Genomic DNA, 26,976 nt, shown 5'->3' with positions numbered 1-26,976 from the left:
TTTCAACCCGGTGGTTAAACGGCTAACGTGCTCTCGTTTATGTTCTATAACGAACGCCATGCTAGATAAATTCGCGCTACTTATCTGTGAGTGATGGCGCATTTGTTACAGTTATATGAAAGCGGGGGCAATTTTGAGCGATTGGTTAACATTTTGAAACCAGTAATGAGGAAATACCTGTGACTTTGATCACAATCATGGTTTTAAAGCACCATAACGGTTTCGTTTTTAGTTCGTTTTTGTTCCTTATCAAACAATACCCATAAAGAGTGTGGCTCAATAGACGCATAATTAGCCGCCACGCGGCTGTCTGATAATGCGGGGTCTTTCATGACGAACAGTTCTCCTTACACAGAAACGGATGTCATCATCATTGGTGGCGGCGCGACCGGCGCAGGGATCGCGCGCGACTGCGCCCGACGGGGTTTGGCGTGTACGCTGTTGGAGCGGCATGACATTGCCACTGGCGCGACGGGTCGCAACCACGGCTTATTGCACAGTGGCGCACGTTATGCGGTGACTGACGGCGAATCGGCCCGTGAATGCATTGAAGAAAACCGGATTCTAAAACGTATTGCTCGCCACTGTATTGAGCAAACGGATGGGCTGTTTATCACCTTGCCGGAAGACTCTCTGGACTATCAGCAGCAATTTATCGCCCGCTGTCAGGAAGCGGGGATCGACGCGCAAGCCATTGATCCCAAGCAGGCACTGCGGCTGGAACCCGCCGTCAATCCCTCATTGATTGCTGCCGTCCGCGTCCCCGATGGTACCGTGGACCCCTTCCGCTTAACCGCCGCCAATATGCTGGATGCCCGCGAGCACGGGGCGAATGTGCTGACTTATCACGAGGTTATCGGGCTGTTACGCCAAGGTGACCGCGTGAGCGGCGTGCGCGTTTTCGATCATAAAAATCACCGCCAGTATGAAATCCATGCGCAAATTGTGGTGAATGCGGCGGGGATCTGGGGGCAACACATTGCCGAGTATGCCGATCTGCGCATCCGCATGTTCCCTGCCAAAGGTGCACTGCTGATCCTCGGCCATCGGATCAACAACATGGTGATCAACCGCTGTCGTAAACCGGCGGATGCGGATATTTTGGTCCCCGGCGACACCATCTCATTGATCGGCACCACCTCCACACATATCGAATATGACCAAATCGACAATATGGTGGTCACCGCGCAAGAGGTGGACACCTTAATCCGCGAAGGGTCAAAACTTTCGCCGCAACTGGCGCAAACCCGCATTCTACGGGCTTACGCCGGTGTTAGGCCGCTGGTGGCCAGTGATGATGACCCGTCAGGGCGCAATGTCAGTCGTGGCATCGTGCTACTGGATCATGCCAGTCGGGATGGGCTGGAGGGCTTTATCACCATCACCGGCGGCAAACTGATGACCTACCGTCTGATGGCGGAGTGGGCTACGGATAAAGTGTGTGAAAAACTGGGGGTGAGTGCGGGCTGCACCACGGCGCAAGAGCCACTGCCCGGTTCGCAACAATCGGCGGAACAGACACTCAGCAAAGTGATTTCGCTGCCCGCTAGCATTCGCGGTTCTGCGGTTTATCGCCATGGCGACCGCGCGACCCAGCTCTTGGCGGGGAACCGACTCGACAACAGTTTGGTCTGCGAATGTGAAGCGGTCACGGCGGGTGAAGTGCGCTATGCCGTTGAGTCGCTCTCGGTGAACAACCTGCTGGATTTACGCCGTCGCACTCGTGTCGGCATGGGCACCTGTCAGGGGGAACTCTGCGCCTGTCGCGCCGCTGGTTTACTCAGCCGCTTTAAGGTGACGACGCCGCAACAATCCCGCGAACAGCTTAGGCAGTTTTTGAATGAGCGCTGGAAAGGGGTGCGCCCAATCGCTTGGGGCGACGCATTGCGGGAGAGTGAATTTACCCATTGGGTCTATCAGGGATTGTGTGGTCTGGATGACACCCCGCCCGTGACCCCTGTTCAGGAGAAACACGATGAAATTTGATGTCATTATCATCGGCGGTGGGCTAGCGGGCTTGGCTTGTGGGATTCGTCTGGCCGAGCAAGGAAAATATTGTGCGATTGTCAGCGCGGGCCAAAATGCGCTGCACTTCTCCTCCGGCTCTTTGGATCTATTGGCAAAATTACCTGACGGGCGGGCAGTCAGCCAGCCGCTATCCGCCCTTGACGCATTAGCGGAATTGGCCCCTGAACACCCCTACAGCAAGATGCGCCAAGCGGGGCCAGCGGGCGAATTGAGTGAATTGGCACCCCAAGCTGAAGCACTCTTGCAGCGCTGTGGCCTGAAACTGGTGGGGAGCGCGGCAAAAAATCACCTGCGTTTGACGCCGTTAGGCGGCTGCCGACCCACTTGGCTCAGCTCGGCGGATATTCCGGTTGCACCACTGGAAGGCCCGCTGCCTTGGCAAAATGTCGCAGTGATTGGCATCGAAGGTTTCCTCGATTTTCAGCCGCAGATGGTTGCCAGTGCTTTGCAGGAGCAGGGCGTCGCAGCCACGGCGGACTATCTGCACTTACCTGCACTCGATCGCTTGCGCGATAACCCCAGCGAATTCCGGGCGGTGAATATTGCCCGCCTGCTGGACCTGCCGGAAAATCGGCAACCGTTGGCGGACGAACTCGCGCGCTTATCATCGGCGGCGGAAATGATTTTACTGCCAGCCTGCATCGGGCTGGATGAGTCGGCACCGCTGGAGGCTCTGCGCGCGGCGGTCGGCAAACCCATTCAACTGCTGCCGACACTGCCGCCTTCGTTACTCGGCATCCGCTTACATCAGGCGTTGCGTCAGCGCTTCCAGCAATTGGGCGGCATCACCATGCCGGGCGACGCGGTATTACGCGCTGAGCTGGTGGGCAACCGAATTACCGGACTTTACAGCCGCAATCATGGTGATATTCCGTTGCGAGCGGCCCAGATGGTGCTCGCCAGCGGCAGTTTCTTCAGCAATGGGCTGGTCGCCACCTTCGAGCAGGTCTACGAGCCAATACTGGATCTGGATATTTTATCGCTGCCAAACCGTGCCGACTGGAGCCGCAGTAATATGTTTGCCCCGCAGCCTTACCTGCAATTTGGTGTCAACACGGATAACCGATTACGGGCGCTGCGTGGTGGGGTTGCATTGGATAATCTGCATGTGATCGGCGCGGTGTTGGGGGGGTACGATCCGCTGCAACAGGGCTGTGGCGCAGGGGTATCACTGACCAGCGCCCTATTCGTCGCAGAGCAGATTGTCAGCGCCATGGAGGTGACATTATGACAAGGTTGCCACAGAACAAAGAGAGCGGCACTTTTTCTCAGGATCTACCGCAGGATAAGCATTTGGCACGAGATAACAGTTTTGAAAGTTGCATCAAATGCACGGTGTGCACCACCTATTGCCCGGTGGCGAAGGTCAATCCACTCTATCCGGGGCCTAAGCAAGCTGGCCCGGATGGTGAGCGGCTACGCCTCAAAGATCCGGCGCTGTATGATGATGCATTGAAGTATTGCACCAACTGCAAACGCTGCGAAGTCGCCTGCCCGTCAGATGTCAAAATCGGTGACATCATCCAGCGTGCTAAAGCGAGTTATAGTAGCCACAAACCGAAACTGCGCGATGCGATCCTCAGTCATACCGACATCATGGGGACACTCTCGACACCATTCGCGCCGGTGATCAATGCCGTCACCGGTTTGAAACCGGTGCGGACCTTGCTGGATAAAGCGCTGAAGATAGACCACCGCCGTGAATTGCCGAAATATTCGTTCGGCACCTTTCGCCGTTGGTATCACAAACAGGCCGAAAAACAGCAGCAATATGCGGAGCAGGTCGCGTTTTTCCATGGCTGCTTTGTTAACTACAACCACCCACAGTTGGGGAAAGATTTAATCAGCGTATTCAATGCGATGAACATTGGTGTGCAACTGCTTAAGCGGGAGAAGTGCTGCGGCGTGCCGCTGATCGCCAATGGGTTCATTGAGCAGGCGAAAAAACAGGCGCGAGTCAATCTGGAATCACTGACTGACGCCGTGATTGGGCGAGATATCCCGGTGGTCGCCACCTCTTCTAGCTGTACCTTCACACTGCGCGATGAGTATCCCCATTTACTGGATGTCGATACCGCGCCCGTGCGCGACAAAGTGGAGTTGGCCACCCGCTATCTCTACCGCTTATTAGATCAGGGGCGCGAATTACCGCTGAAACCGCTTTTTTCCTCAGAAAACAAACCACTGCGCATCGCCTATCACACGCCATGCCACATGGAGAAAATGGGCTGGACCGCGTATACCTTGGCGTTATTGCAGCGCATTCCCAATATTGAGCTGATAGTGCTGGACTCTCAGTGTTGCGGCATCGCTGGGACTTACGGTTTTAAATCAGAGAATTACGCCACAGCACAAGGGATCGGCGCATCGCTATTTCAGCAAATTGAGGAGAGCGGTGTCGATCTGGTGATTACCGACTGCGAAACCTGTAAATGGCAGATTGAGATGTCGACCAGTAAGAAGTGTGAACATCCGATAACTTTACTGGCGCGTGCTTTAGCCTAGCACTATAGAGACAGAGCGCGATTGACCGCGCTCTGTTGAGGAAGGTTATTTCAGCTTCAAGGTGCTGATGATGGACTCCGCTTCAGCTTGTGCCTGCTGCTGATTTTCAGCCGGCAGGGTAATTTGCAATGTCATCAAATGGTTATCAACTTTCCCCATCAACACGGATGAGTAGGCTTTCTGGCCGCCGCTGGTAATAATGCTGTCCAACTGCTGGAAAGGTTGCCCGTCGATTTTGATCGCTTTATTGGTCACGACTTGCAGATTGGCATCGCGCGCCCGCTGTTGATCGGCTAAACGGCCCGTTAGCACCTCCAGCGCCTCATCGGTGCTATCGCCCAAAATCACGATCACAGCTTTATCGCCGGTTTTATTGGCGAAAACGTACATGTTATTGGCTTGATTGCCCATCTTCCCGCTCTGGTCCGATAAATCGGCGGGCAAGCTCAACGCCACTTTACCTTCTAGCAGGCTGACGGGTTGGCCCACATTATTATCGCTGCCGCTATCACAGGCGCTTAGTCCGATAACCAGCAGGCCGATGGCGAGAAATTGGATCATTTTATGCATGGGGGTTGTTCCTTATGGATGCTGAGCGCGTATCAAATGCGATGACTCACCGTCATCAATAACTTATCAGTAATTAATGATTAATCAGTATATCGCACCCTATTCAGTCGCTAAAAGCAACCTATTGTTCAGCGGGTCACGAAAAGGTGGGCAGTTTTAGGAACAATCCATAAGCTGTGGTGGGCAGAGTGCGGCAACCACAATGATGTGGCTGCCTGAACAGACATTATCGTGCCGTAGAGCTGGCGGTGGCTAATGCTTGCTGGTCGGTTTTGCGGGCAAAATATTTCAGCAATACATTGAGCATCACGCCATAAGCGGGCAGGAAGAACAACATGCAAATCATCAGCTTGAAGCTGTAATCCACCAAAGCGATCTCCACCCAGTTTGCGGCCATAAAGGGATCACTACTGCGGTAAAACGCAATAAAGAAGAACGCCATAGTATCGCTGATATTGCCGAAGAACATGGCCGCTGTCGGGGCAACCCACCAAGCACTGCGCTGACGCAGGCGGTTAAACACCTGCACATCCAGAATTTGCCCAAGCACATAGGCCATAAAACTGGCGGCGGCGATACGCGCCACGAACAGATTAAAATGGGTTAGCGCCGGGAATCCTTGCCAGCTCCCCTGATAAAACAGGGCTGAAATCAGGTAGGAAATCAGCAGTGCGGGCACCATCACAGAGAGAATAATCCGGCGCGCCAAAGGGGCACCAAAGATCCGCACTGTCAGGTCGGTGGCTAAGAAGATAAACGGAAAGGTAAATGCCCCCCAAGTGGTGTGAAAACCGAAGATAGCGATCGGCAATTGCACCAGATAGTTACTGGAGGTAATGATGACAATATGGAATAGCGACAGCCATACCAAAGCGGTCATCCGCTGTTGAGGCGTAAACGAAAACATAAATGTGACCTTTTTGGTTATTGGGGTGAGGGAACCCAAACAAAATGCACCGTAATTTTACGACGCGGCGGCATGATACCCGTTTGCGCAACGAATGCAATGGTTAATTTTAACGCAAACGTTAGCGCCACTTGCGCCTAAAAATCGTCGGGGTAAACTATGCGCCTTTATAGACTAGCCCACTTCATAAGCAAGTTTATAAATCCCGATATTTTTGCGCCACAGCATACTGACCCATAAGAGAACCGCCATGACCGATATTTTTGCTCATCCAGATAAAACACTTGATGCATTGGGCCTGCGCTGCCCAGAGCCGGTGATGATGGTACGTAAAACGGTCCGGCACATGGAAGAGGGCCAGACACTGCTGATCATTGCTGACGATCCGGCAACCACCCGCGATATCCCCGGTTTTTGTCGTTTTATGGATCACCAGTTACTGGCCCAAGATACCGAACAAACGCCCTATCGGTACCTGGTGAAAAAAGGGGCAAAAGCGGGATAACCCGCTTGAGGTTATTGACAAAGTGCTAGCGGCGGAGAGAACAGGCGGATCGTAAAGACGCCGTCAATCCGTCCTTGGAGGCTCGAGCCGCGCCCTCCCTGGCGCGGACGCTTTACTCTTCCGACTGTCCTCACCGTTTCAGATCGAGTCGTCGAGGTTTGTCATCAGTCTGAAGCGGGATAACCCGCTTTGACTCAAACATCCCGCTTGCGTAACAACCTCAACGCGTTAGCTGTCACCAATGCGGTGGCACCTGAATCCGCTAATACCGCCAACCACAAGCCGGTTAAGCCCAGCAGGGTTGTCACCAGAAAAATCCCTTTTAGCCCTAATGAGATAGTGATGTTCTGGCGAATATTGGCGTTAGCCGCGCGTGATAACAGAATGATCTCTGCCAGCCCGGTAAGCCGATTATGGGTCAGCGCGGCATCGGCGGTTTCCAGCGCCACATCAGTACCACTGCCCATGGCAATGCCGATACTGGCCGCCTTCATAGCAGGTGCATCATTGATGCCGTCCCCGACCATCACGGTCGGCTGGGCTTCATTCAGCGCCATCACCGCCTGAACTTTATCGGCGGGCAGTAACCCAGCGCGGTAATCAATCCCCAATTCACTGGCAATGGCCGCCGCAGCCCGTGGGTTATCACCGGTCAACATTACCCCTTGAATGCCCAGTTTTTTCAGCGAATCAATGGCTTGCTTAGCATCGCTGCGCAATGTGTCGCGCAGTGCCAATAAACCAACAAACTGCTCATCTTCCAGCACGGCGACGGCAGTTTTGCCGCTACTCTCCAATTGATCGAGTTGCGTTTGCCACTCATCGGTCAATAACCCAGCAGGTAATTTACCGGGGGCACTGACACGTACTGCCAGCCCATTCACTCGACCTTCAACGCCAATCCCCGCCAGTGCGCGACGCTCTTCAGCTAACGGTAGCAGTGGGGTATTTTGTTGCGCTCGCTGCATAATCGCCACCGCCAGCGGATGGTGTGATCCGGCTTCGACGGCCGCCGCCAAAGCCAGCAGGCGGGTTTCACTGACGCCAGCAGCGGGCAGAATATCGGTCACTTTGGGTTTACCCTCGGTCAGCGTACCGGTTTTGTCGAAGGCCACGGTTTGAATACGGCCAAGTTGTTCCAGCGCCGCGCCGCCTTTGATCAGTGCGCCGCGCCGTGTTGCCGCCGCCAGCGCAGAGGTGATTGCCGCCGGGGTGGAGATGACCAGTGCGCACGGACAACCAATCAACAGCAACGTCAGACCACGGTAGATCCAATTTTCCCAAGGTTCGGCGAAAGCCAACGGCGGTACTAACATCACCAGCACCGAGAGCAACATAATCGCCGGGGTATAAATACGGCTAAAACGGTCAATAAAGCGTTCAATAGGTGCGCGACGTTCTTCGGCTAATTCAATAAGTTGCAAAATTCGGTCGATGGCATTATTACCCGGTTCTGAAATAACCCTCATCTCGGTGGCGCGATCGACGGATAAGCACCCCGCCGCGACTTTTTCACCTTGCAGCCGCTCAACTGGGATTGATTCTCCGGTGAGGGCGCTTTCATCAAAACTGGCGAACGGAGTCATTAATTCGGCATCTGCGGGCAGGCGGCCTCCCGGTGCAATCTCAATGATATCGCCGGGGCGCAAGCTGGCGACGGGTACTGAGGTTCGCACGCCATTTTTCAATAACAATGCCTCTTCTGGCACCAGCGCCATGAGCGCTTTTACCCCACGGCGAGCGCGGTTCGCAGCATAGGACTCCAGCAACTCACCTATCATAAACAGCAGCAATACCATCGCGGCTTCAGCCGTTGCGCCAATAAACATCGCCCCGATAGCGGCGACACTCATCAAGGTTTCAATGGCAAAAGGTGTGCCTGAGCGAATGAGCTTCCAAGCTTTGGTTGTCACGGGGATCAGCCCGACAATGGTGGTCGCGGCGAAGGCGAACTCAGCCAATTCAGTGCTGAATAAAGAGATGCTCCAACTGATCAGCATCAGTAGGGTTAATAATGCGATTGGCAGATATTCACGAAGGCGCGACTCGGACTCAGCGACCTTGTTTTCAGCGGATAATTGGGTATCCACCAGAGTGAATCCGGCGTGCTTAACCGCCTGCTCTACTTGAAGACGAATATCCGTGCGAGCATCAACCACCAGTTTTTCCGTGGCAAACAGCACTTTGATATTTTCAATTTCTACCTGACTGCTGACGGCATTCTCAATCTTTCTGGCACAACTTGGGCAGTCCATCCCTTTGACTTGCCAGCTAAAGCGCTGACTCCCCGCAGGCATAGCCGCCGCAAGTATGTCACTTTCGTCATCACCTTCATCGGCATGGCTTTGACTACAGCAACCTCCATTGCTATGTGAATGCTCACTCACTGATTCGGCCGTGTCATGGCTGGTATTAACTGTCTGTTGACTGCTGCAACCGACCTGTTTTTTTGCATGAGTATGACCGCAGCCACAGTTACCCTGTGTCTCAGTTGAGTGCTTATGTTCAGAATGTGAATGCATAGTAGTGACCCCTTAACAGGATTTGAGCAGGTATAACGGCACTCTACACCTTGGAGTCAACTCCAGAGTCAAGAGGCAAATGAGAGTCATTGTTAAATAGGGATTTTGCTGTCAGGAAGGGGCGATTAAGGGGGAATGCATCCCGCGCTTAGATCAAGATAATAAGAGGCTTAGCTCCTTCCTTGGAGCGATAAATCACATCAATCTGCTTAATTATGTGTTGCTGTACTGACTCAATTATAGATACAGCGACCTGACAATCAGAAAGTGTCCGACAAAATAGCATCCAGCGACGATGGCGTCTGAAGCCCGGAAAGAAAAACGATAGCGGCTCAGCAGCCAAATGCTATGTGAAATCAACAGCAACACTGTACCTGCCAGCAATGAGAAGCTCAGGTCGGTACTGCGGGCAAAGTACTGCTCGCCAGCCATCCAAACCATCAACAAGGTCATGCCGACCAAGGCAACGACAGGCCAGCGCATCTCGTCCAGTTTTGTCCAGATAGTGGTTAGCAGCAACACACCGATGATGATCAAAACCAAGGGCAACGGCCAGAACAGTGTGAAGGTCATCTGGCTGGCAAAGCTGATGGTATACAGCAAATGAGAGAGGAAGAATGCCCCTAGCGCATAAAGTAAGCGCTCACTGGGTAGCAGCAATAAGGCATCGGCGGCTAAGGTCGCGAGCAAGCCTAATACAATCAGATACCCCACAGGGCCAAGTGTGGGTGCTTGCCACGCAAGTAAGAGTAGCAGCAACAGAGTGACGGGTTTGAACACCCAACGTTGCCAACGCGGGCCACGATAAGTCGCATCGACAAACAACCAACCAGAAAAGAATACGGCAAGGAATGGCCAGCTCATTATTTATCCTTTTTTCTATGCAGGTTTCAGCGAGATACCTGAGTTGTAATAAAAAGACGTAACACCAATATCTTTAGGTATATACCTGAATAAGTGTAAAGGATGGAAGGCCAGAGTGATAGCGATGGGCGAGGGATTTGTATGTTTTATGACACTTAATGCGCGGCAGTGCGCATAATCAGATTTAGCGGCAGAATCAACCTGTGCAGGCCTTGGTCTTGTATGGCCCACATGGTATGTTAACGCCGATTTCCTTTCGCTAAATCAAGGGATAGAGGCAGATAACGTCATGGTTAATGAACAGTTACTTTATCGGATCCAATTTATCAATAACGGTAAAAATTATCAGCTCTATGTCCGCGAGGTGGTGCCAAGCACCCTGTTTGGATTTATTGAAATTGCTGATTTTGTCTTCGATAGCCAATCAACATTGCTGGTTGACCCCTCAACGGAAAAGCTGAAAACAGAGTTTTCAGGTGTTAACCGCAGCTATATCCCTCTGCATTCGGTGATTCGTATTGATGCTGTCACCGAAAAGGGCAGTGCTCGGATCTCTGAGTTGGGCAGTAACGTAATGAGTTTCCCTTATTTACCGGGCAATAAACCTTAAATGTTGGGTCATAAGCCTAACTATTGATATTGAGTGAGATTTTTCAGGTCATACCTTATGAGCAAACCTCCGTTATTATTGATTGCCGTGGTGGTCTTGATAGCTGTTCTGGCGACGCGTCAGTACTGGCAGAAAAAACGGCAGGATGCAGAAAACGACCGCTCGCCGGTGCGCAGTTTGCAAGTTGAAGTGGCTGAAAAACGGGAAGTATTGGCCCCTAATCGCCGCTCGCGCCAGCGCGAAGAGATTGTTGCCGAAGAGAAGCGCTATGAAGTCTACTTCCAACCACTCATCAGCGGGTTAGAGGTGAAAAGTGACAGTAAAATCAAAATGATATTGCCACAGCAGGAATATAACCGAATAGAGCAAGGCGCACAGGGAACATTGCGCCTACAAGGCACCCGCTATATTGGGTTTACCCCAAATTCAGTCGCCAAATAAACCTGTGCTGCCATAACCGTTCATCAATGGCAGCCTAGGCGAATGAGGATAGCGGCAGAAGCCCTATTTTTTAGGCAGTGGCGGTTGTTTTTTCTGCCAAGCCAATAATTCGAACACCCCGAAGACAAAAATTTTAAATTGTTGTAAGCCACTGATGGGTTGGTCTTTCGGTTGGGTGGATTTAAGCAAGACCAGTTGCAGGCCATGCATCAACACCATAAATATCATGGCAACATTAATAAAATATTTTAAGGGTGTAGGGAACGGCTTGAACAGATTCAGCAGCAAGAAGAACCACACCCCTAACATCAATAATCGACCAAGATTAATCCACATGGTGTTGCTCCTGTTGTCCTGCTAATTCAGTGTCTTGGTGAGCCTCTTTTGGCGAATGTACAACATTGCGAATGTACAAACGATAGGCGACCTGCCCGGCAATTTTCTCGCGATGCAACTGCCAACTGGCAGGGACATCGGTGGCGGCACTCTCTGCCTCGGCTTCGACATAAATCCAGGCATCGGGCGTCAGCCAGTTAAATTGCTCCAGTAAATTGATGGTTTCCGCTAACAAACCTTTGCGGAACGGAGGATCAAGGAAGACCAGATCAAAAGGCTGCCCCGATTGAGCTAACCACTGTAGAGAGTTGGTATTCACCACTTGCCCATTTTCGGCGCTCAATAGCGTCAGATTGTTGCTCAGCTGTTTAGCAACATGCCGATCCGCCTCCAGTAATACGGCCTCACCCGCGTAACGGGATAGCGCCTCCAACCCCAAGGCACCGCTACCGGCAAAGCAATCCAGACAACGAACGCCCTGAATCATCGGGGCTAGCCAGTTAAACAGCGTCTCTCTAACTCGATCCGTTGTGGGGCGCAGCCCTGGGCTATTTGGCACTGGCAATTTCCGCCCTCGCCATTTGCCACCAATGATCCTGATTTGCCCCGCAGACTGCTGTGGTGCTTGTTTTTCTTTTACTATCGGTCGCTTTGCCATAGATCGCTTTGCTTGAGAATCGGCCAGTATTACAGCACTGAATAAGAGAGTTAGCGTCTATTCTACCTACAGCGGCCCTGTGGGGGAAACGTTAAACCTTTGTTGATTGAATTCACAATAGAAAGCAGCATCGTGCGCGTGTTGCTGTTCAGGGGAAAGTGATAGACTTGAGAACTATTATCTTATTTTACGCAAACCCAAAGTAATTAGAGTCCAAAATGGCAAAAGAAAAAAAACGTGGATTTTTTTCCTGGCTGGGTCTTGGCCGTCAGAGTGAAGAACAAACAGCAGAGCCATTGGCTACTGAGAAAGAAGGTGTTGCTGAGCAAGCTGAAGGGCAAGCTATCAGCGAAAAGTCGGCTGAAATTGCACCTGAAGTGATATCTGAAAGTACGTCTGATGAAGCAGACGTGCATGAAGAACGGGCTGAGCATACTGCGGTAACGCCAGGTGAGTGGGATAGCGCGGCTATTAGTGAAGTGGCGGCTGAAACTCTGCCGGAGGTGGGGGCAGACCTTACTGATCAGGTCATTGATGAACCTATCAATTTCTCGTCAGACCCCGAGTATTTACAGCATCATTTCTCTCAACCTCAGAGTGATACTAACAATGCTGCTGAATGGGATGAAGGTACTGTCAGCGCGCCAGAACTGCCGATCACGGAAGAGAACATCGTTATTGATGTGCCAGAACCACAGACCATTGTGCCAGCACAACAGATTATTGTGGAAGAGCCGCTGATTGAGGCTATCGAGCAAGCGGTTGCCGTTGAAGAAGAGGTTGTCGTTGAAGAAGAGGCGATAGCTGAAAACGAGATTGTCGCTGACGACGAAATTGAACCAGAAGAAGAGCCTGAAGAGGTCATTGTTCCGGTCGCGGCGCAGGAACAAGAGCGGCCAACCAAAGAGGGCTTTTTCGCGCGACTAAAGCGCAGCTTACTCAAAACCAAGCAGAATCTTGGCTCTGGTTTTATGGGGCTGTTCAGCGGTAAGAAAATCGACGACGATCTGTTTGAAGAGTTGGAAGAACAGCTCCTGATCGCCGACGTTGGCGTAGAAACGACCCGCAAAATCATTACCTCATTGACAGAACATGCCAGCCGTAAGCAGTTAAAAGATGCCGAAGCGTTATATGGCAAGCTCAAAGAGGAGATGTCTGAAATTCTGTCTACAGTAGACAAACCACTGGATGTCAGTGGTAAAAACCCATTTGTTATTTTAATGGTTGGCGTCAATGGTGTGGGTAAAACCACCACCATCGGTAAACTGGCGCGTCAATTCCAAGCTGAAGGTAAGTCCGTCATGCTGGCTGCGGGGGATACTTTCCGTGCCGCAGCAGTAGAACAGCTGCAAGTTTGGGGTGAACGCAACAAGATCGCTGTGGTGGCCCAACATACCGGAGCCGACTCTGCCTCGGTGATTTTCGATGCCATTCAAGCAGCTAAAGCCCGTGGTATTGATGTGCTGTTGGCCGACACTGCCGGGCGTTTGCAAAATAAAGCCCACCTGATGGAAGAGCTGAAGAAGATTGTCCGGGTGATGAAAAAACTGGACGGCGATGCCCCCCATGAGGTTATGCTGACGTTAGATGCCAGTACCGGACAAAATGCGGTGAGTCAGGCGAAACTCTTCAATGAAGCAGTGGGTCTGACTGGGATTACCCTGACTAAACTGGATGGTACCGCCAAAGGCGGGGTGATTTTCGCCATCGCCGACCAGTTCGGTATCCCAATCCGCTATATCGGTGTTGGGGAAGGTATAGAAGATTTGCGGCCATTCAAGGCTGACGATTTTATTGAGGCTCTTTTTGCCCGAGAGGATTAATACGGATGATTCGCTTTGAACAGGTCAGTAAAGCTTATCTCGGCGGACGACAAGCGCTGCAAGGGGTGGATTTTCATCTGCGCCCAGCAGAAATGGCGTTTCTCACCGGCCATTCTGGCGCAGGGAAAAGTACGCTGCTGAAGCTGATTTGTGGTATCGAGCGCCCGAGTGCTGGCCATATTTGGTTTGGTGGTCACGATATCAGCCGCTTGAAAAACCGTGAAGTGCCATTCCTGCGTCGCCAGATCGGCATGATCTTCCAAGATCACCATCTGCTGCTGGACAGGACGGTATATGACAACGTCGCCATGCCATTGATAATCGCCGGTGCCAGCACCGAAGATATCCGCCGCCGAGTGTCAGCGGCATTGGATAAAGTGGGGCTGCTGGACAAGGCGAAGAACTTCCCGATTCAGCTTTCCGGTGGTGAACAACAGCGCGTTGGCATTGCCCGAGCGGTGGTGAATAAGCCTGCGGTATTACTGGCGGATGAACCCACGGGTAACTTGGATGACGCCTTATCCGAAGGCATTCTGCGCTTATTTGAAGAGTTTAACCGTGTGGGCGTGACTGTCTTGATGGCGACCCACGATACGTCGTTGATTGCCCGGCGGCGCTACCCGATTCTGACATTAAGTCAGGGGCGGATGTCAGGAGCGCATCATGGCGAATAATGCACAGAAAGCAAAAAGCAAGGCGCTGAAAGGCGGTTGGCGTGAGCAGTGGCGCTATTCGTGGGTCAATGCGATCGCCGATATGATGCGCCAACCACTGGCAACACTCTTAACGGTGATGGTGATTGCCATCTCGCTGACGCTGCCAAGTGTCTGTTATATCGTATGGAAAAACGTCAGTCAGGCGGCAGACCAATGGTATCCAACGCCGCAACTGACGGTTTATCTGGATAAGGCATTGGATGACAACGCGGCTGAAAATGTGGTCACCACGCTGAAAGCGGAAGCCGGTGTCGAGAAAGTGAATTATCTGTCGCGGGAAGAGGCGATGGGTGAGTTCCGCAACTGGTCCGGTTTTGGTGGCGCGTTGGATATGTTGGAAGAGAACCCGCTGCCAGCTGTGGCTATCATCACACCCAAGTTAGATTTCCAAAGCTCAGGGACACTGGATACCTTGCGTGATCGGGTCAGCAAAGTGGAAGGGGTCGCTGAAGTTCGCATGGATGATAGCTGGTTTGCCCGCTTGGCCGCCCTCACAGGTCTGGTCGGGCAGGTTGCGGCCATGATTGGTGTGTTGATGGTGGTCGCGGTATTCTTGGTCATTGGTAACAGCGTGCGCCTCAGTATTTTCAGCCGTCGCGATACCATTAATGTCATGAAGCTGATTGGTGCTACCGATGGATTTATTCTACGGCCGTTCCTGAACGGTGGCGCGATGTTAGGTTTCGGTGGCGCGGTTCTGTCGCTGATTCTATCTGAAGCACTCGTTTGGAAGTTGGGATCGGTTGTGACTCAGGTGGCGACCGTGTTCGGCACGAGCTTTACGCTGCATGGTTTAAGCTGGGATGAGTGTCTGCTATTGGTGTTGATCTCCGCCATGATTGGCTGGATCGCCGCTTGGCTGGCGACGGTGCAACATTTACGCCGATTTACACCGCAGTAAAGAATGTTTGTTATACTCTTTCCCTGCGGTGTTCAGTTAAGGCAGGGAAAGAGGCGCAGTTTTCCCATTAATCCTATCGACGCTTCCTGCTCTGTATTGCTAGTTATCTGCTATGATCCACTGCAAAAAATGTGATCCAGCGTGAACTTTTATGGCAATATCCGGTCGAACAACACAGTGAAATGATAAGGTGCCCAGCGCTTGAATCTGCTTAAGCAAATGCTAAAATATCGGCGCTGAGAGAAATTTGCACTATAGCCAATGCAATGAGAGGGTTTTGAATGACCAAAGAAATGCAAACTTTAGCCTTAGTACCCCAAGGTAGTCTGGAAGCCTATATTCGGGCTGCCAACGCCTATCCAATGCTAACAGCAGAGGAAGAGCGGGAGCTGGCTGAACGGCTGCATTACCAGGGCGATCTGGGAGCGGCTAAACAGCTTATCCTGTCTCACCTGCGCTTTGTCGCTCATGTTGCCCGTAATTATTCTGGGTATGGTTTGCCACAGGCTGACCTTATCCAAGAAGGTAATATTGGCTTGATGAAAGCAGTTCGCCGCTTCAACCCTGAAGTTGGGGTGCGTCTGGTCTCCTTTGCGGTGCACTGGATCAAAGCAGAAATTCATGAATATGTTCTGCGTAACTGGCGAATTGTGAAAGTTGCGACCACCAAAGCGCAGCGTAAATTGTTCTTTAATCTGCGCAAAACCAAGCAGCGTCTGGGCTGGTTTAACCAGGATGAAGTCGAGTTGGTTGCCAAAGAGCTGGGTGTGACCAGTAAAGACGTTCGCGAGATGGAATCACGCATGTCCGCACAGGATATGACGTTCGATCCCTCTCCAGATGACGAAGCGCGTGATGGCCAATCTATGGCTCCAGTTCTGTATTTGCAGGATAAAACCTCTGATTTTGCTGATAGCATTGAAGAGGATAACTGGGATGGTCACGCAGCAGATAAACTGGCTTATGCGTTGGAAGGATTGGACGAGCGGAGCCAGCATATTATCCGCGCCCGTTGGCTGGACGATGACAACAAATCTACGTTGCAGGAGCTGGCTGATCAGTACGGCGTATCGGCTGAACGTGTTCGTCAGCTCGAAAAGAATGCGATGAAAAAACTGCGTATGGCAATTGAAGCCTGATAGGGCGATTCAGAGATTGTGATACGACTAAAAGGGCGATATTAATATCGCCCTTTTGCTTTTCTGGTACTCAAGACGTCTGGCTGATTTAGTGAGCACAACCTGACATCGTGCAATGGCGGAGTATGAATAACGCCAGCGCTATTATTGCTGCGAGTTATCGCTGCCAACCCTTCGCGCCACGACTAAAACCACAGGCGTGCATAAAACCCTCCATAGCCTCGCGATTTTCAGCTGTGACCTGCTCATGGCTCAGCGACCAGTGCTGAACCGCGGGTAGCTGACGCAGCGTCTCTTCAATCAGATACAACCCTACACCACGCCGACGCGTGACCTCTCGGACACACAAATCCTGAAGCTCGGCATCTTGACCCTCCACGGCAACTTTCACCGCACCTAACAGACGCTCATTAAAGCGCGCCGCAAAGAGTGGCTTACCGTCGATAACCCATTGTTGCCAGCTAGTTTGTTGTTGCTCAGGCCAAATCTTCGCTAAATCGATAAGATCTTGATGAGTCAGGGTGGTTAATCGTTCAATAGTCAGTTTCATCGTCGATAGACCATAAAAAAGTAAAGGGTATTGTGCTGTGGTTTATTGTACTAGATCACAGACCAGAGCGTTGTGTAAGTTTTTCTGTACGTACGTGGGGGAAAATGTTTTTTCGATACTGCATTTTCCGAGTTTTAACTGAGTAAATGATCACAGAACCAGCATAACCCACTATCATTTGAGTAAAACCCATTCAATTTAATCCTAATTTTATGCTGTTTACACCGCTTGTTTCTGCTTGTCTCAGTTGATTTACAGCATAAAACTCCTGTTTAATGACATGAAAAATAAAGTCTTATTAGAAAAAAGCGTTACTTTTGAGACTAAATCATTATTACATATGAATAAAACGTAGCGGCACGATAAAACGTTAAGACCAACACAACAAGCACGTTCACAATGACAGATGGGGAATTCGCGGATGAAATTAACGAAAGGTAAAGTGTTGCTGGCTGGGTGTATCGCGATGGCGATGAGCCATTCTGTACTGGCGAAAGACATTAAAGTTGCCATTGTTGGCGCGATGTCCGGTCCGGTTGCCCAATATGGTGACATGGAATTTACCGGTGCACGTCAGGCTATTGCTGATATCAATGCCAAAGGTGGAATTAAAGGCGATAAACTGGTCGGCGTGGAATACGATGATGCCTGCGACCCGAAACAAGCCGTGGCTGTTGCCAACAAAGTGATTAACGACGGTATCCGCTACGTTATTGGTCACCTCTGCTCCTCCTCAACTCAGCCTGCTTCAGATATTTATGAAGATGAAGGCGTGATTATGATCACCCCTGCCGCGACAAACGCTGATCTGACCACTCGTGGCTACAAAATGATTATGCGCACTACCGGTCTGGACTCTGATCAAGGCCCAACCGCCGCGAAATATATCCTGGAGACCATCAAACCTAAACGTATCGCTGTAGTGCACGATAAGCAGCAATATGGTGAAGGTTTGGCGCGTTCCGTGCGTGACAGTTTGAAAAAGCAAGGTACAGAACCTGTGTTGTTTGAAGGTGTGACTGCGGGTGATAAAGATTTCTCTACACTGGTGGCACGTCTGAAGAAAGAGAACGTCGATTTCGTCTACTTCGGCGGTTACTACCCAGAGATGGGCCAAATTCTGCGTCAGGCTAAGCAAGCAGGGCTGACAGCACGCTTTATGGGCCCTGAGGGCGTGGGTAACTCCTCACTCTCTAATATCGCGGGTGATGCTTCTGAAGGCATGCTGGTGACATTACCGAAACGTTATGATCAGGTGCCAACTAACCAACCTATCGTCGATGCGCTGAAAGCGAAGAAATTGGACCCAACTGGCCCATTCGTCTGGACCACCTATGCCGCACTGCAATCGCTGACCACGGCGATGGAGCGTACTGGCAGTCAGGAGCCCGCCGATTTGGTCAAAGATCTGAAAACCGGCAAGCCGGTTGAAACAGTGATGGGGCCATTGAGCTGGGATGACAAAGGCGATCTGAAAGGGTTTGAATTCGGTATTTTTGAATGGCATGCGGATGGTTCATCTACCGCAGTCAAATAACAAGAATAGTAGAATCATCAAGTTGTAGGGTTGCTCCCGCAGCAACCCGGCCCCTTTTACCAATTGCATCCCCCAGTTCCGGGGGATTTTTCTCTCTGCACACAGTAGATCAGAGGCAGTTGGCTAGGGCAGCCAGGCAAGTGAATCAAAGGGTTAGTGTATGTCAGAGCAGTTTCTGTATTTTCTGCAACAAATGTTCAACGGCGTTACGTTGGGCAGCACCTATGCGCTGATCGCCATCGGTTACACCATGGTGTACGGCATTATTGGCATGATCAACTTTGCTCACGGCGAAGTCTATATGATCAGCAGCTACGTCTCATTTATCGTGATCGCCGCATTAATGATGATAGGGATCGATGCCAGCTGGTTATTGATCGGCTGTGCTTTCCTCGTCTCCATTGTGATCGCCAGTGCTTATGGTTGGAGTATTGAACGAGTGGCGTATAAGCCAGTTCGTAGCTCTAAGCGTTTGATTGCATTGATCTCAGCGATCGGGATGTCGATCTTCCTACAAAATTACGTCAGCCTCACACAAGGCTCACGGGATTTGGCGCTGCCGAGTTTGGTGACGGGTCAATGGACCTTGGCTGAAACCAATGGTTTCGCCGCCACCATCAGCACCATGCAGCTCACTATTTGGATAGTCACCTTCCTCGCCATGTTGGCGCTGACACTCTTTATCCGCTATTCCCGTATGGGCCGTGCGTGCCGTGCCTGTGCTGAAGATCTGAAGATGGCCAGTTTGTTGGGCATTAATACCGACCGGGTGATCTCACTGACCTTCGTGATCGGGGCATTGATGGCTGCGGTCGCGGGTGTGTTGCTCGGCCAATTCTATGGTGTGATCAACCCATATATCGGCTTTATGGCTGGCATGAAGGCATTCACTGCGGCAGTCTTGGGCGGTATCGGCAGCATTCCGGGCGCGATGATTGGCGGCTTGATTTTGGGGGTGGCGGAAGCACTGACCTCCGCTTATCTCAGCACAGAATACAAAGATGCAGTCTCATTTGCGCTGTTGATTGTTGTGCTGTTAGTGATGCCTACTGGGATCTTAGGTCGTCCGGAGGTTGAAAAAGTATGAAACAGCTCAACTTCGTCAACGCCATTATCTCCAGTTTCGTTCTGCTCGTTCTCGCCTCGTTTGTCATGGGGTTACAGTTGCAGTTAGACGGCACCAAACTGATTGTGCAAGGTGCGTCGGAAGTCCGCTGGTTGTGGATTGGCGCGGCATGTATCGTGGTGTTTTTCTTCCAGTTGGTGCGCCCGGTCATACAGCAGGGCATCAAAAAAATCTCGGGTCCAGCTTGGGTTTTGCCCAGTTTTGACGGCACTACACCTCGCCAGAAATTATTCGCCGCCGCGATTATTATCGCCGCAATAGCATGGCCATTTTTGGTCTCTCGAGGCTCTGTTGATATCGCCACCCTGACACTCATTTATGTGATGCTGGGTCTGGGATTGAATGTTGTGGTGGGCTTATCGGGCCTGCTGGTACTGGGTTACGGTGGGTTTTATGCCATTGGTGCTTACACCTATGCGCTGTTGAATCACTATTACGGTTTAGGTTTCTGGGAAAGTTTGCCGCTGGCGGGGATAGTCGCGGCGCTCTCTGGTTTCTTGCTGGGCTTCCCGGTATTGCGTTTGCGTGGGGATTATCTGGCGATCGTCACCCTCGGTTTCGGTGAAATTGTGCGTATTTTGCTGCTCAATAATACTGAAATCACCGGTGGCCCGAATGGCATCAGCCAAATTCCTAAACCGACGCTGTTTGGTCTGGAATTTAGCCGCACCGCAAAAGATGGGGGTTGGGATACTTTCCATAACTTCTTTGGCCTGACATATGACCCCAGTGATCGCATCATTTTCCTGTATATGGTGGCACTGCTGTTGGTGATTCTGACCCTGTTTGTGATTAACCGATTGCTGCGTATGCCGCTGGGCCGCGCATGGGAAGCATTGCGCGAAGATGAAATTGCCTGCCGTTCACTGGGCCTTAGCCCAACAAAAATCAAGCTGACGGCGTTTACCATCAGTGCGGCTTTTGCGGGTTTTGCCGGTACATTGTTTGCTGCACGGCAAGGTTTTGTCAGCCCAGAATCCTTTACCTTCGTCGAGTCGGCTTTCGTGCTGGCGATTGTGGTATTAGGCGGGATGGGATCACAGTTTGCGGTCATTCTGGCGGCGGTATTACTGGTGGTTTCGCGCGAGTTAATGCGTGATCTCAATGCCTACAGCATGTTGCTGTTGGGGGCATTGATGGTGCTGATGATGATCTGGCGGCCACAAGGTCTGCTGCCCATGAAGCGGCCACAACTGAAGTTGAAAGTCGCCGAGATCGACGCGAAGCAGGGGGAGAAAGCATGAATACGCAACCTTTGTTAGCCGTTGAAGGGCTGTCGATGCGTTTTGGTGGGTTGCTGGCGGTCAACAATGTAGGATTGACCCTGAATCAGGGGGAGATTGTTTCTCTGATTGGCCCAAACGGAGCCGGTAAAACGACCATCTTCAACTGTCTGACAGGATTTTATCGCCCGACTGGCGGCACCATTAAGTTACGCGAGCGCCATTTGGAAGGGCTTCCCGGTCAGATGATTGCCCGCATGGGCGTGATTCGGACTTTCCAGCACGTGCGTTTGTTCCGTGAAATGACCGTGGTAGAGAATCTGCTGGTGGCACAACATCAGCATCTTAAAAGCGGTATTTTTGCTGGTCTGCTGAAAACGCCGGGCTTTCGCCGTGCAGAAGCGGATGCACTAGAGCGTGCAGCGACTTGGCTGGAGCGGGTCGGGCTACTAGAGCTGGCAAACCGGCAGGCGGGGAATCTGGCTTATGGTCAGCAACGGCGTTTGGAAATTGCCCGCTGCATGGTGACTCGCCCCGAGCTATTGATGCTTGATGAGCCAGCGGCAGGTCTGAACCCGAAAGAGACTGATGAACTGAATCAGTTGATTATGGAGTTACGGGGCCAACATCAAGTTTCAGTCTTGCTCATTGAGCATGATATGAAACTGGTGATGGGAATCTCTGACCGCATTTATGTGGTGAATCAGGGAACGCCGTTGGCACAAGGCACACCCGCTGAAATCCGTGATAACCCGGATGTGATTCGGGCCTATTTGGGTGAGTAACCTTATGTTGGGTAAATGGAAAGTGGGCGAGGCATAAACATAACATGTTGTCATTTAATCAAGTTTCAGCTCATTACGGCAAAATTCAGGCGCTGCATCAGGTTAGTTTGCATATTCAACAGGGCGAGATTGTCACGCTAATTGGTGCCAATGGCGCGGGTAAAACCACATTGCTGGGGACATTGTGCGGCGAGCCTCGCGCCACTGAGGGCAGTATTGTTTTCGGTGAACAAGACATTACCGATTGGCAGACGGCCCGCATCATGCGCGAGGCGATTGCGATTGTGCCAGAAGGGCGTCGCGTGTTTTCTCGCATGACGGTTGAAGAGAATCTGGCGATGGGTGGATTCTTTGCGGATCGCCAACAATATCAACAGCGTATCGAGCGCGTTTACGACTTGTTCCCACGGTTGTTTGAACGGCGTATTCAGCGGGCGGGAACAATGTCCGGCGGTGAGCAGCAGATGTTGGCGATAGGGCGTGCTTTGATGAGCCAACCCAAATTGCTGCTATTGGATGAGCCGTCATTGGGGCTGGCCCCGATTATTATCTTGCAAATATTTGATACGATTCAACAGCTAAGAGAAGAGGGGATGACCATTTTCTTGGTTGAGCAGAACGCGAATCAGGCATTGAAATTGGCTGACCGTGGCTACGTGCTGGAAAATGGCCGTATTGTTTTGGAAGATACTGGTGCTGCTTTACTGGCAAATGAGGCCGTGCGTTCAGCTTATCTTGGCGGCTAACGGTTCAGCTTTGATGCACTATTCTCTTTATAAGGCCCGATTTCGGGCCTTAATTATAGCGAAAATATAAAGTTATCATTGGATTAATGAGTATCACGCCTCAGGGGTAATGGTGAAATTCAACGTATCACTGTAGCTGCCTTTGTCGATGGTCGTATCAGTGCCGTAAAACCGTATTTTTGGCGACCAGCACATCTGTTCTGTGTCGTTATTATTATTTCTTAACTTAATAAATTTCTGCTCTTTGGGTAACTCGAAGTTTACTTCCCTGTTTTCAGCATTTTTCATTCTCACTTGGTAGTTAATGGTGTTATTTCCTGTGTTTTCCTTTAATTGAAAGTGCTTATTGTTTGCAGATAACCCATTACGATTGCTGGCCTTAATCATATAGCGGGTATTTTCAATTCCTATTGAACGATAGCTGAGACAAAATCGACTCGCTGTTGGATTGACCAGTAGGACATGTAAACCTCTAGCGGTAGTCAGTTTCCCATGGGCAGCAAGAGCCTCGAGCAAATAATCCAAGTCGAGGGTTTTGAGTTGCCATACGCCTGATGTTAGGCGGAATTTGGGATCAACCTTCAAAGGCTGGGGCGCAATGCCTGATTGAGGATCAAAAGGCTCGCATTGATGACCTGTCGGGCTAAAAGAGACCCCTTTTGATGAAAGCAGAGGATATTCCTGTTCAGTGGCGTCGGCAATGAGTATGCCCCCTACAGTTGCACCAATTCTTATACTCTTGAGTGCATTAGGGGCAACTGTAAATGACACAGAATAGTGTGTATTGCTGAAGGGGGCAGAGCCGTTTTCAAATCGTATTTCTTGAGTACGATTACTCGTATGTTTAGGTGAAGATCCATTGAGAGTCAGATTATTGATATTGCTAAGTTGAATCGTCGTATTGGGTGAACCATCAGTGTGATAGAAATAGAGTGAAAGCAGCGCATGGTTGGGACTCAATGGAATAAACTTATCCAGCTTAAATAATTCTTTCAACCGCTGGCGATGTTCCCAACCCTCTTTATATTCCCAGCCCTCTTCTTGTTCCTCCCCCTCTTTTTCATTGTGGGGATTATTAAGCATATAATCTGCCAGATTTACCTGAAAGGAGACTTCCACACTGCTGTCATCTAATAGTTTTACCGAGCAGTTAGTATAGTTTTTAACATGATAATTATAAAAAGAGGGTGTCGCTATCACTGTGGGCGATAGCATGAATAGTAATGTACTTATAAATAAATGTTTATAGTTAACGTTCACTTGGTGTCTCTCCATGACTGCCAGTTGTTTATTACAAAAGAGTAATGACAACTGATTGTGATATTAACCAGTGATATCTTATCCACTGGGTGCAGATACAGAAATAAGCAATAGCGAGTCAGGTATAGGTAGCGAAGTCATTGTAAACTAAATTTATTCTAAGGCCCGATGGTGGGCCTTATTTGGCGGTTACTGAGATGCCTGTTATGGATATAATTAACTTTATGACTGAGGAGTGATAGTGAAATACAGTGTATCGCTATAGCTACCTTTATCTGTCGTCTTGGTACTGTAAGCAAGGACTTTTGGTGACCAGCACATCTGCTCCATTCCGCCATTGTTATTTTTCAATTGAATAAACTTTCTCTCTTTGGGTAATGAGATGCTTGTTTCAGGCCTCCCGGTCTCCTCCAGTTCTACGTGGTAGTTAATGACATTACTTCCTGATTTCTCAATTAATTTAAACTGTTGACCACTTGTAGATAATCCATTTCTATTATTAGCACTAATCATATAGCGGGTATCTTGCGTCCCCATGGCGTGATAGTTGATACAGAAACGGTTAGCTTGTGGGTTAATCATGGGTGCATCTAACCCCCGGCCTTCAGCGGTATTTTCAAGCAAATGATCCAAATCGAGAGAGGCCAATTGCCATACCGTGGATGCTAAATGAAATTTTGGGTCCACTTTCAAAGCTTGAGGTGCAATACCTGATTGGGGATCAAAAGATGCGCATTGATGACCTGTGGGGCTAAAAGAGATCCCTCTTGATGAAAACAGAGGATATTCCTGCTTAGTCGAGTGGGCAATGAGTATACCCCCCACAGTTGCACCGATTCTTATACTCTTGAGTGTATTAGCGGAAACGTTAAATGATACAGAATAGTGTGTCCTGTTGAAGGGGGCTGAGTCACTCTCAAATCGAATGTCTTGAATTCTATTGCTCGCACTCTTAGGTGTAGATCCATTGAGAGCAAGATGACTAATATCATTAAGTTGAATATGCGTATTGGGCGAACCATCAGCATGATAGAAATAGAGTGAAAGTAGTGCGTTTTTACGACTCAATGGAATGGGTCTATCTATCTTAATTAATTTTTTCCACTGTTCTAAATGCTTACCCGCCTCTGGGAGATTAAAGAGATGATCTGCTAGATTTGCCTGAAAAGAGACTTCCACACTGTTATCATCTAATAGTTTTACTGAACAATTGGAATAGCTTTTGACGTAGTCGTTATAATAAAAAGCGGGTGCCGCCATCGCAGTAGGGGATAGGATCAATAGTAATAACCCAGAAAATAAATACTTATTCTTCACATTCACTTAGTGTCACTCCATGACTATCAACTGTTTGTTTCAAAAATTAATGTCAACTGCCCATGATATTTCCCAGCGATATCTCGTCCACTGGGTGCCAACGCTGAAATATGTAATAGATAGTCAGTACCCGTCTGGCTGGTGTTGCCGTTATCAACAGTATCAACCGTGAATATTTCTGGTGTCGCTGATAATGGCCGTAGATTGGCGCGCTCTTTTCCCCACTTGATTTCGGCAGGTGAGAATACCGGAGGTACTGAATGTGTGTCCCCCGTTTCACGACTGAGTATTAAGGGAGTTTGAATTGACACGCTGAATCCCTCTTGCCGCCGAAGTTTAATTTTCACGGGGACTTCCGCCTGAAATAGAGATGGACTTTCTGGGCTATTATTCAGCTTAATATTGTTGTACCAGCCACCTGTGGGTTTTTCGATCTCAATTTTGGGTTGTGCGGTGACCTCTAATTTAACCTCAATATTCCCTAGCGGAATCGGAACCGTCGCTGAAACAGGTCGCCAGAGGAGTAATAGTGATATCGCGACTATTTTAATGATGTTCATAACGCTCCTTTTTTCATATACAGTTTTCGTCCACAGTTTTTAATCCACACTGCAACGCAAACTAAAGGTTTTATCCTCAATCATGCCCTGTATCTCTTTGGTGGCCAGTTGTCGGCGCTGTCCGGGATAGAGATTAAAATCATCTATATCTTGGTCTGTGGTTTTTAATTGGTGCCACTGTAAGCGGGTATTACCGGTATTCTGTAACTCTAATACCCCACGAATACAGTAGTGCTCCCACTGCTGTTGTGGCGATGTGGGTAAATGCCGGATCAACCCCATATAACTTAATTGCACACCCAATACCGCCCCATGGCCCCCACTGATCAGCAGGTTTTTTTCAGGAACCACGGACAACCGATAGATCTGCTCTTTCTCTGGTGATTGGAGTGCTTTCAGCAATATTCTCCCGCTCTGTTTTGGGCCGAGGGTCAACTTGGTTGGAGCAGCAAATAATGATGGCCGTGACTGTTCACCAACAAAAGTTAATGACTCTTGCTCAGGTGATACGCCGGGGTTATTAATCTGATACAGCTGAACAGTGACATATTCAGTCGCCGAGCTGTGGTTGATCACATTCACCACGGCATTAGCCTGTTGCATCTCCAACACATGCGGCTGAATGTCTATTGCCGCAAAAGCGCTGAACGGCAGCAAACTAGCTGCAATGAAGAGTAAAAGGTTCATCATCTACCTTCCCGCTAAGCTGTTTCACTGGCAAGGTGACCGGCGTGCCTGGGTACAAATTCAGGCTGTCAGTCAGTTTGGCATCACCCTGTGAGATGAGTTCTTTGAATTTACTGTGAACACTGCCCTTAGAACTGAGCATTAAGTTGTTGTCGGGCAGACATTGATGCTGCCAATGGCGAGTCTGTGCTGCTGTGGGGGGAACATGATGAATGAGGACCCCATAACCAATACTGATGGTCATCGGCGCATGGATTTTGCTTTGATCTTTGCTTTCGCCAACGACTTTGGTCTCAACCACCGGGTTGATATACAGCCGATAGAGGGTTTCCTGCTGCGGCGATTTTAAGGGTAACAGCTTGATATCTCGCTTCTGTTTCGGTCCTAGCGTAATCCGGCTAGGATTAAAAATGATCTCAGGTTGAGCAATTTCACTGATCGGTGTTTTTTTCTCTGGGCTAACACCCGGGTTATCGACCCGTTGCAGTGAGATATCCAAATAGAGCGGCTTATCACCGCTGTTATAGACTTGTACGGTGCGGTGCTGATCCAGCGCTTCAACTGTTGTGCGGACAGGGATCGCCACTAGTTGACCATAAGTCGCGGTTATCGGAGCGAGCAATAAAATAGTGCTTAATAATAATTTACTGTATTTCATGG

At 50.1% G+C, this 26,976-nt stretch carries 28 protein-coding genes; 15 read left to right on the top strand and 13 right to left on the bottom strand.

Annotated elements, in window-relative coordinates; translation table 11 throughout:
* Positions 1 to 203: 203 nt before the first annotated feature.
* Positions 204 to 332, bottom strand: coding sequence for a hypothetical protein (locus tag HRD69_RS20725; protein WP_004876651.1), 129 nt, complete (start codon positions 330 to 332; stop codon positions 204 to 206).
* Between HRD69_RS20725 and glpA the strand changes: the two genes are divergently transcribed.
* Genes glpA through glpC form a run of 3 tightly spaced genes read left to right on the top strand, consistent with a single transcriptional unit; the run spans position 331 to position 4,533 of the window.
* Positions 331 to 1,986, top strand: coding sequence for an anaerobic glycerol-3-phosphate dehydrogenase subunit A (gene glpA / locus HRD69_RS04120; RefSeq protein ID WP_004876650.1), 1,656 nt, complete (start codon positions 331 to 333; stop codon positions 1,984 to 1,986). The two genes, HRD69_RS20725 and glpA, sit on opposite strands and share 2 nt — an antisense overlap.
* On the top strand, positions 1,976 to 3,259 hold the full coding sequence (gene glpB, locus HRD69_RS04115) for a glycerol-3-phosphate dehydrogenase subunit GlpB (RefSeq protein ID WP_032815210.1): 1,284 nt from the start codon (positions 1,976 to 1,978) through the stop codon (positions 3,257 to 3,259). The genes glpA and glpB overlap by 11 nt, the downstream gene beginning before the upstream one ends.
* Positions 3,256 to 4,533, top strand: coding sequence for an anaerobic glycerol-3-phosphate dehydrogenase subunit GlpC (glpC, locus tag HRD69_RS04110; RefSeq protein WP_032815212.1), 1,278 nt, complete (start codon positions 3,256 to 3,258; stop codon positions 4,531 to 4,533). The genes glpB and glpC overlap by 4 nt, the downstream gene beginning before the upstream one ends.
* A 45-nt stretch (positions 4,534 to 4,578) precedes the next feature.
* Here the strand turns inward: glpC and HRD69_RS04105 are convergent, their stop codons facing one another.
* Both HRD69_RS04105 and HRD69_RS04100 read right to left on the bottom strand, forming a co-directional pair.
* Positions 4,579 to 5,103 (bottom strand): DcrB family lipoprotein, encoded by a 525-nt coding sequence (locus HRD69_RS04105; RefSeq protein ID WP_004876654.1) that lies wholly within the window; start codon positions 5,101 to 5,103, stop codon positions 4,579 to 4,581.
* 226 nt (positions 5,104 to 5,329) lie between these two features.
* A complete protein-coding gene (locus tag HRD69_RS04100) occupies positions 5,330 to 6,010 on the bottom strand; it encodes a 7-cyano-7-deazaguanine/7-aminomethyl-7-deazaguanine transporter (protein WP_032815213.1) in 681 nt (226 codons plus the stop codon).
* Between the two features lie 250 nt (positions 6,011 to 6,260).
* On the opposite strand from HRD69_RS04100, the gene tusA reads away from it, so the two are divergent.
* Entirely contained in the window at positions 6,261 to 6,515 is a 255-nt protein-coding gene (gene tusA / locus HRD69_RS04095) for a sulfurtransferase TusA (protein WP_004876658.1), read from the top strand.
* 194 nt (positions 6,516 to 6,709) lie between these two features.
* On the opposite strand, the gene HRD69_RS04090 is transcribed toward tusA, so the two are convergent.
* Both HRD69_RS04090 and HRD69_RS04085 read right to left on the bottom strand, forming a co-directional pair.
* Positions 6,710 to 9,037, bottom strand: a complete 2,328-nt coding sequence (locus HRD69_RS04090) for a zinc/cadmium/mercury/lead-transporting ATPase (protein ID WP_004875835.1) — start codon at positions 9,035 to 9,037, stop codon at positions 6,710 to 6,712.
* A 237-nt stretch (positions 9,038 to 9,274) separates the two neighbouring features.
* A complete protein-coding gene (locus HRD69_RS04085; RefSeq protein ID WP_004875836.1) occupies positions 9,275 to 9,901 on the bottom strand; it encodes a lysoplasmalogenase in 627 nt (208 codons plus the stop codon).
* A 289-nt stretch (positions 9,902 to 10,190) separates the two neighbouring features.
* Between HRD69_RS04085 and HRD69_RS04080 the strand changes: the two genes are divergently transcribed.
* Together HRD69_RS04080 and HRD69_RS04075 are read left to right on the top strand one after the other, a co-directional pair.
* Positions 10,191 to 10,511 (top strand): DUF1820 family protein, encoded by a 321-nt coding sequence (locus tag HRD69_RS04080; protein ID WP_004875837.1) that lies wholly within the window; start codon positions 10,191 to 10,193, stop codon positions 10,509 to 10,511.
* 57 nt (positions 10,512 to 10,568) lie between these two features.
* Positions 10,569 to 10,952, top strand: a complete 384-nt coding sequence (locus tag HRD69_RS04075; protein WP_004875838.1) for a DUF2500 domain-containing protein — start codon at positions 10,569 to 10,571, stop codon at positions 10,950 to 10,952.
* Between the two features lie 63 nt (positions 10,953 to 11,015).
* On the opposite strand, the gene HRD69_RS04070 is transcribed toward HRD69_RS04075, so the two are convergent.
* Positions 11,016 to 11,288 (bottom strand): DUF1145 family protein, encoded by a 273-nt coding sequence (locus HRD69_RS04070; protein ID WP_032814886.1) that lies wholly within the window; start codon positions 11,286 to 11,288, stop codon positions 11,016 to 11,018.
* Positions 11,278 to 11,946, bottom strand: a complete 669-nt coding sequence (rsmD, locus tag HRD69_RS04065; protein ID WP_004875840.1) for a 16S rRNA (guanine(966)-N(2))-methyltransferase — start codon at positions 11,944 to 11,946, stop codon at positions 11,278 to 11,280. Before rsmD ends, HRD69_RS04070 begins: the two co-directional genes overlap by 11 nt.
* Before the next feature lie 218 nt (positions 11,947 to 12,164).
* Here rsmD and ftsY point away from each other — a divergent pair, with 218 nt between their 5' ends.
* The 4 genes from ftsY (at position 12,165) to rpoH (ending at position 16,525) form a co-directional block, all read left to right on the top strand.
* On the top strand, positions 12,165 to 13,769 hold the full coding sequence (ftsY, locus tag HRD69_RS04060) for a signal recognition particle-docking protein FtsY (protein WP_004875841.1): 1,605 nt from the start codon (positions 12,165 to 12,167) through the stop codon (positions 13,767 to 13,769).
* Between the two features lie 5 nt (positions 13,770 to 13,774).
* On the top strand, positions 13,775 to 14,443 hold the full coding sequence (gene ftsE / locus HRD69_RS04055; protein ID WP_004391337.1) for a cell division ATP-binding protein FtsE: 669 nt from the start codon (positions 13,775 to 13,777) through the stop codon (positions 14,441 to 14,443).
* The gene (gene ftsX / locus HRD69_RS04050) at positions 14,433 to 15,386 is read left to right on the top strand and encodes a permease-like cell division protein FtsX (RefSeq protein WP_032814887.1); all 954 of its coding nucleotides are present in this window, start codon (positions 14,433 to 14,435) and stop codon (positions 15,384 to 15,386) included. The genes ftsE and ftsX overlap by 11 nt, the downstream gene beginning before the upstream one ends.
* Positions 15,387 to 15,667: 281 nt before the next feature.
* Positions 15,668 to 16,525, top strand: a complete 858-nt coding sequence (gene rpoH, locus HRD69_RS04045; protein WP_004875843.1) for an RNA polymerase sigma factor RpoH — start codon at positions 15,668 to 15,670, stop codon at positions 16,523 to 16,525.
* Between the two features lie 157 nt (positions 16,526 to 16,682).
* On the opposite strand, the gene panM is transcribed toward rpoH, so the two are convergent.
* Positions 16,683 to 17,075 carry an aspartate 1-decarboxylase autocleavage activator PanM gene (gene panM, locus HRD69_RS04040; RefSeq protein WP_004875844.1) on the bottom strand — a complete coding sequence of 131 codons (393 nt, stop codon included), beginning with the start codon at positions 17,073 to 17,075 and terminating at the stop codon, positions 16,683 to 16,685.
* Between the two features lie 421 nt (positions 17,076 to 17,496).
* Between panM and HRD69_RS04035 the strand changes: the two genes are divergently transcribed.
* The 5 genes from HRD69_RS04035 to livF all read left to right on the top strand — a co-directional run bounded on the left by HRD69_RS04035 (position 17,497) and on the right by livF (position 22,492).
* Complete coding sequence (locus HRD69_RS04035; RefSeq protein ID WP_004875846.1) at positions 17,497 to 18,612, top strand: branched-chain amino acid ABC transporter substrate-binding protein; 1,116 nt, start codon at positions 17,497 to 17,499, stop codon at positions 18,610 to 18,612.
* A 160-nt stretch (positions 18,613 to 18,772) separates the two neighbouring features.
* Positions 18,773 to 19,699, top strand: coding sequence for a high-affinity branched-chain amino acid ABC transporter permease LivH (gene livH / locus HRD69_RS04030; RefSeq protein ID WP_004875847.1), 927 nt, complete (start codon positions 18,773 to 18,775; stop codon positions 19,697 to 19,699).
* On the top strand, positions 19,696 to 20,982 hold the full coding sequence (locus HRD69_RS04025; RefSeq protein ID WP_032814889.1) for a high-affinity branched-chain amino acid ABC transporter permease LivM: 1,287 nt from the start codon (positions 19,696 to 19,698) through the stop codon (positions 20,980 to 20,982). Before livH ends, HRD69_RS04025 begins: the two co-directional genes overlap by 4 nt.
* Positions 20,979 to 21,746 carry a high-affinity branched-chain amino acid ABC transporter ATP-binding protein LivG gene (gene livG, locus HRD69_RS04020; RefSeq protein ID WP_032814890.1) on the top strand — a complete coding sequence of 256 codons (768 nt, stop codon included), beginning with the start codon at positions 20,979 to 20,981 and terminating at the stop codon, positions 21,744 to 21,746. The genes HRD69_RS04025 and livG overlap by 4 nt, the downstream gene beginning before the upstream one ends.
* Positions 21,747 to 21,790: 44 nt before the next feature.
* Positions 21,791 to 22,492 carry a high-affinity branched-chain amino acid ABC transporter ATP-binding protein LivF gene (gene livF, locus HRD69_RS04015; RefSeq protein WP_004875850.1) on the top strand — a complete coding sequence of 234 codons (702 nt, stop codon included), beginning with the start codon at positions 21,791 to 21,793 and terminating at the stop codon, positions 22,490 to 22,492.
* 93 nt (positions 22,493 to 22,585) lie between these two features.
* Here livF and HRD69_RS04010 read toward each other — a convergent pair whose 3' ends face one another.
* The 5 genes from HRD69_RS04010 to HRD69_RS03990 form a co-directional block, all read right to left on the bottom strand.
* A complete protein-coding gene (locus HRD69_RS04010) occupies positions 22,586 to 23,752 on the bottom strand; it encodes a hypothetical protein (protein ID WP_032814891.1) in 1,167 nt (388 codons plus the stop codon).
* Between the two features lie 222 nt (positions 23,753 to 23,974).
* On the bottom strand, positions 23,975 to 25,075 hold the full coding sequence (locus HRD69_RS04005; protein WP_004875852.1) for a hypothetical protein: 1,101 nt from the start codon (positions 25,073 to 25,075) through the stop codon (positions 23,975 to 23,977).
* 20 nt (positions 25,076 to 25,095) lie between these two features.
* Complete coding sequence (locus tag HRD69_RS04000; RefSeq protein WP_004875853.1) at positions 25,096 to 25,629, bottom strand: hypothetical protein; 534 nt, start codon at positions 25,627 to 25,629, stop codon at positions 25,096 to 25,098.
* A gap of 39 nt (positions 25,630 to 25,668) precedes the next feature.
* Complete coding sequence (locus HRD69_RS03995) at positions 25,669 to 26,316, bottom strand: hypothetical protein (RefSeq protein WP_032814892.1); 648 nt, start codon at positions 26,314 to 26,316, stop codon at positions 25,669 to 25,671.
* The gene (locus HRD69_RS03990) at positions 26,288 to 26,974 is read right to left on the bottom strand and encodes a fimbria/pilus periplasmic chaperone (protein ID WP_004875855.1); all 687 of its coding nucleotides are present in this window, start codon (positions 26,972 to 26,974) and stop codon (positions 26,288 to 26,290) included. Before HRD69_RS03990 ends, HRD69_RS03995 begins: the two co-directional genes overlap by 29 nt.
* Between the last annotated feature and the right edge of the window lie 2 nt (positions 26,975 to 26,976).

The organism is Yersinia mollaretii ATCC 43969, assembly GCF_013282725.1.
GTDB lineage: Bacteria > Pseudomonadota > Gammaproteobacteria > Enterobacterales > Enterobacteriaceae > Yersinia > Yersinia mollaretii.
Note: the sequence above shows the minus strand (reverse complement) of the source record. Positions and strands in the feature narration are given on the sequence as shown.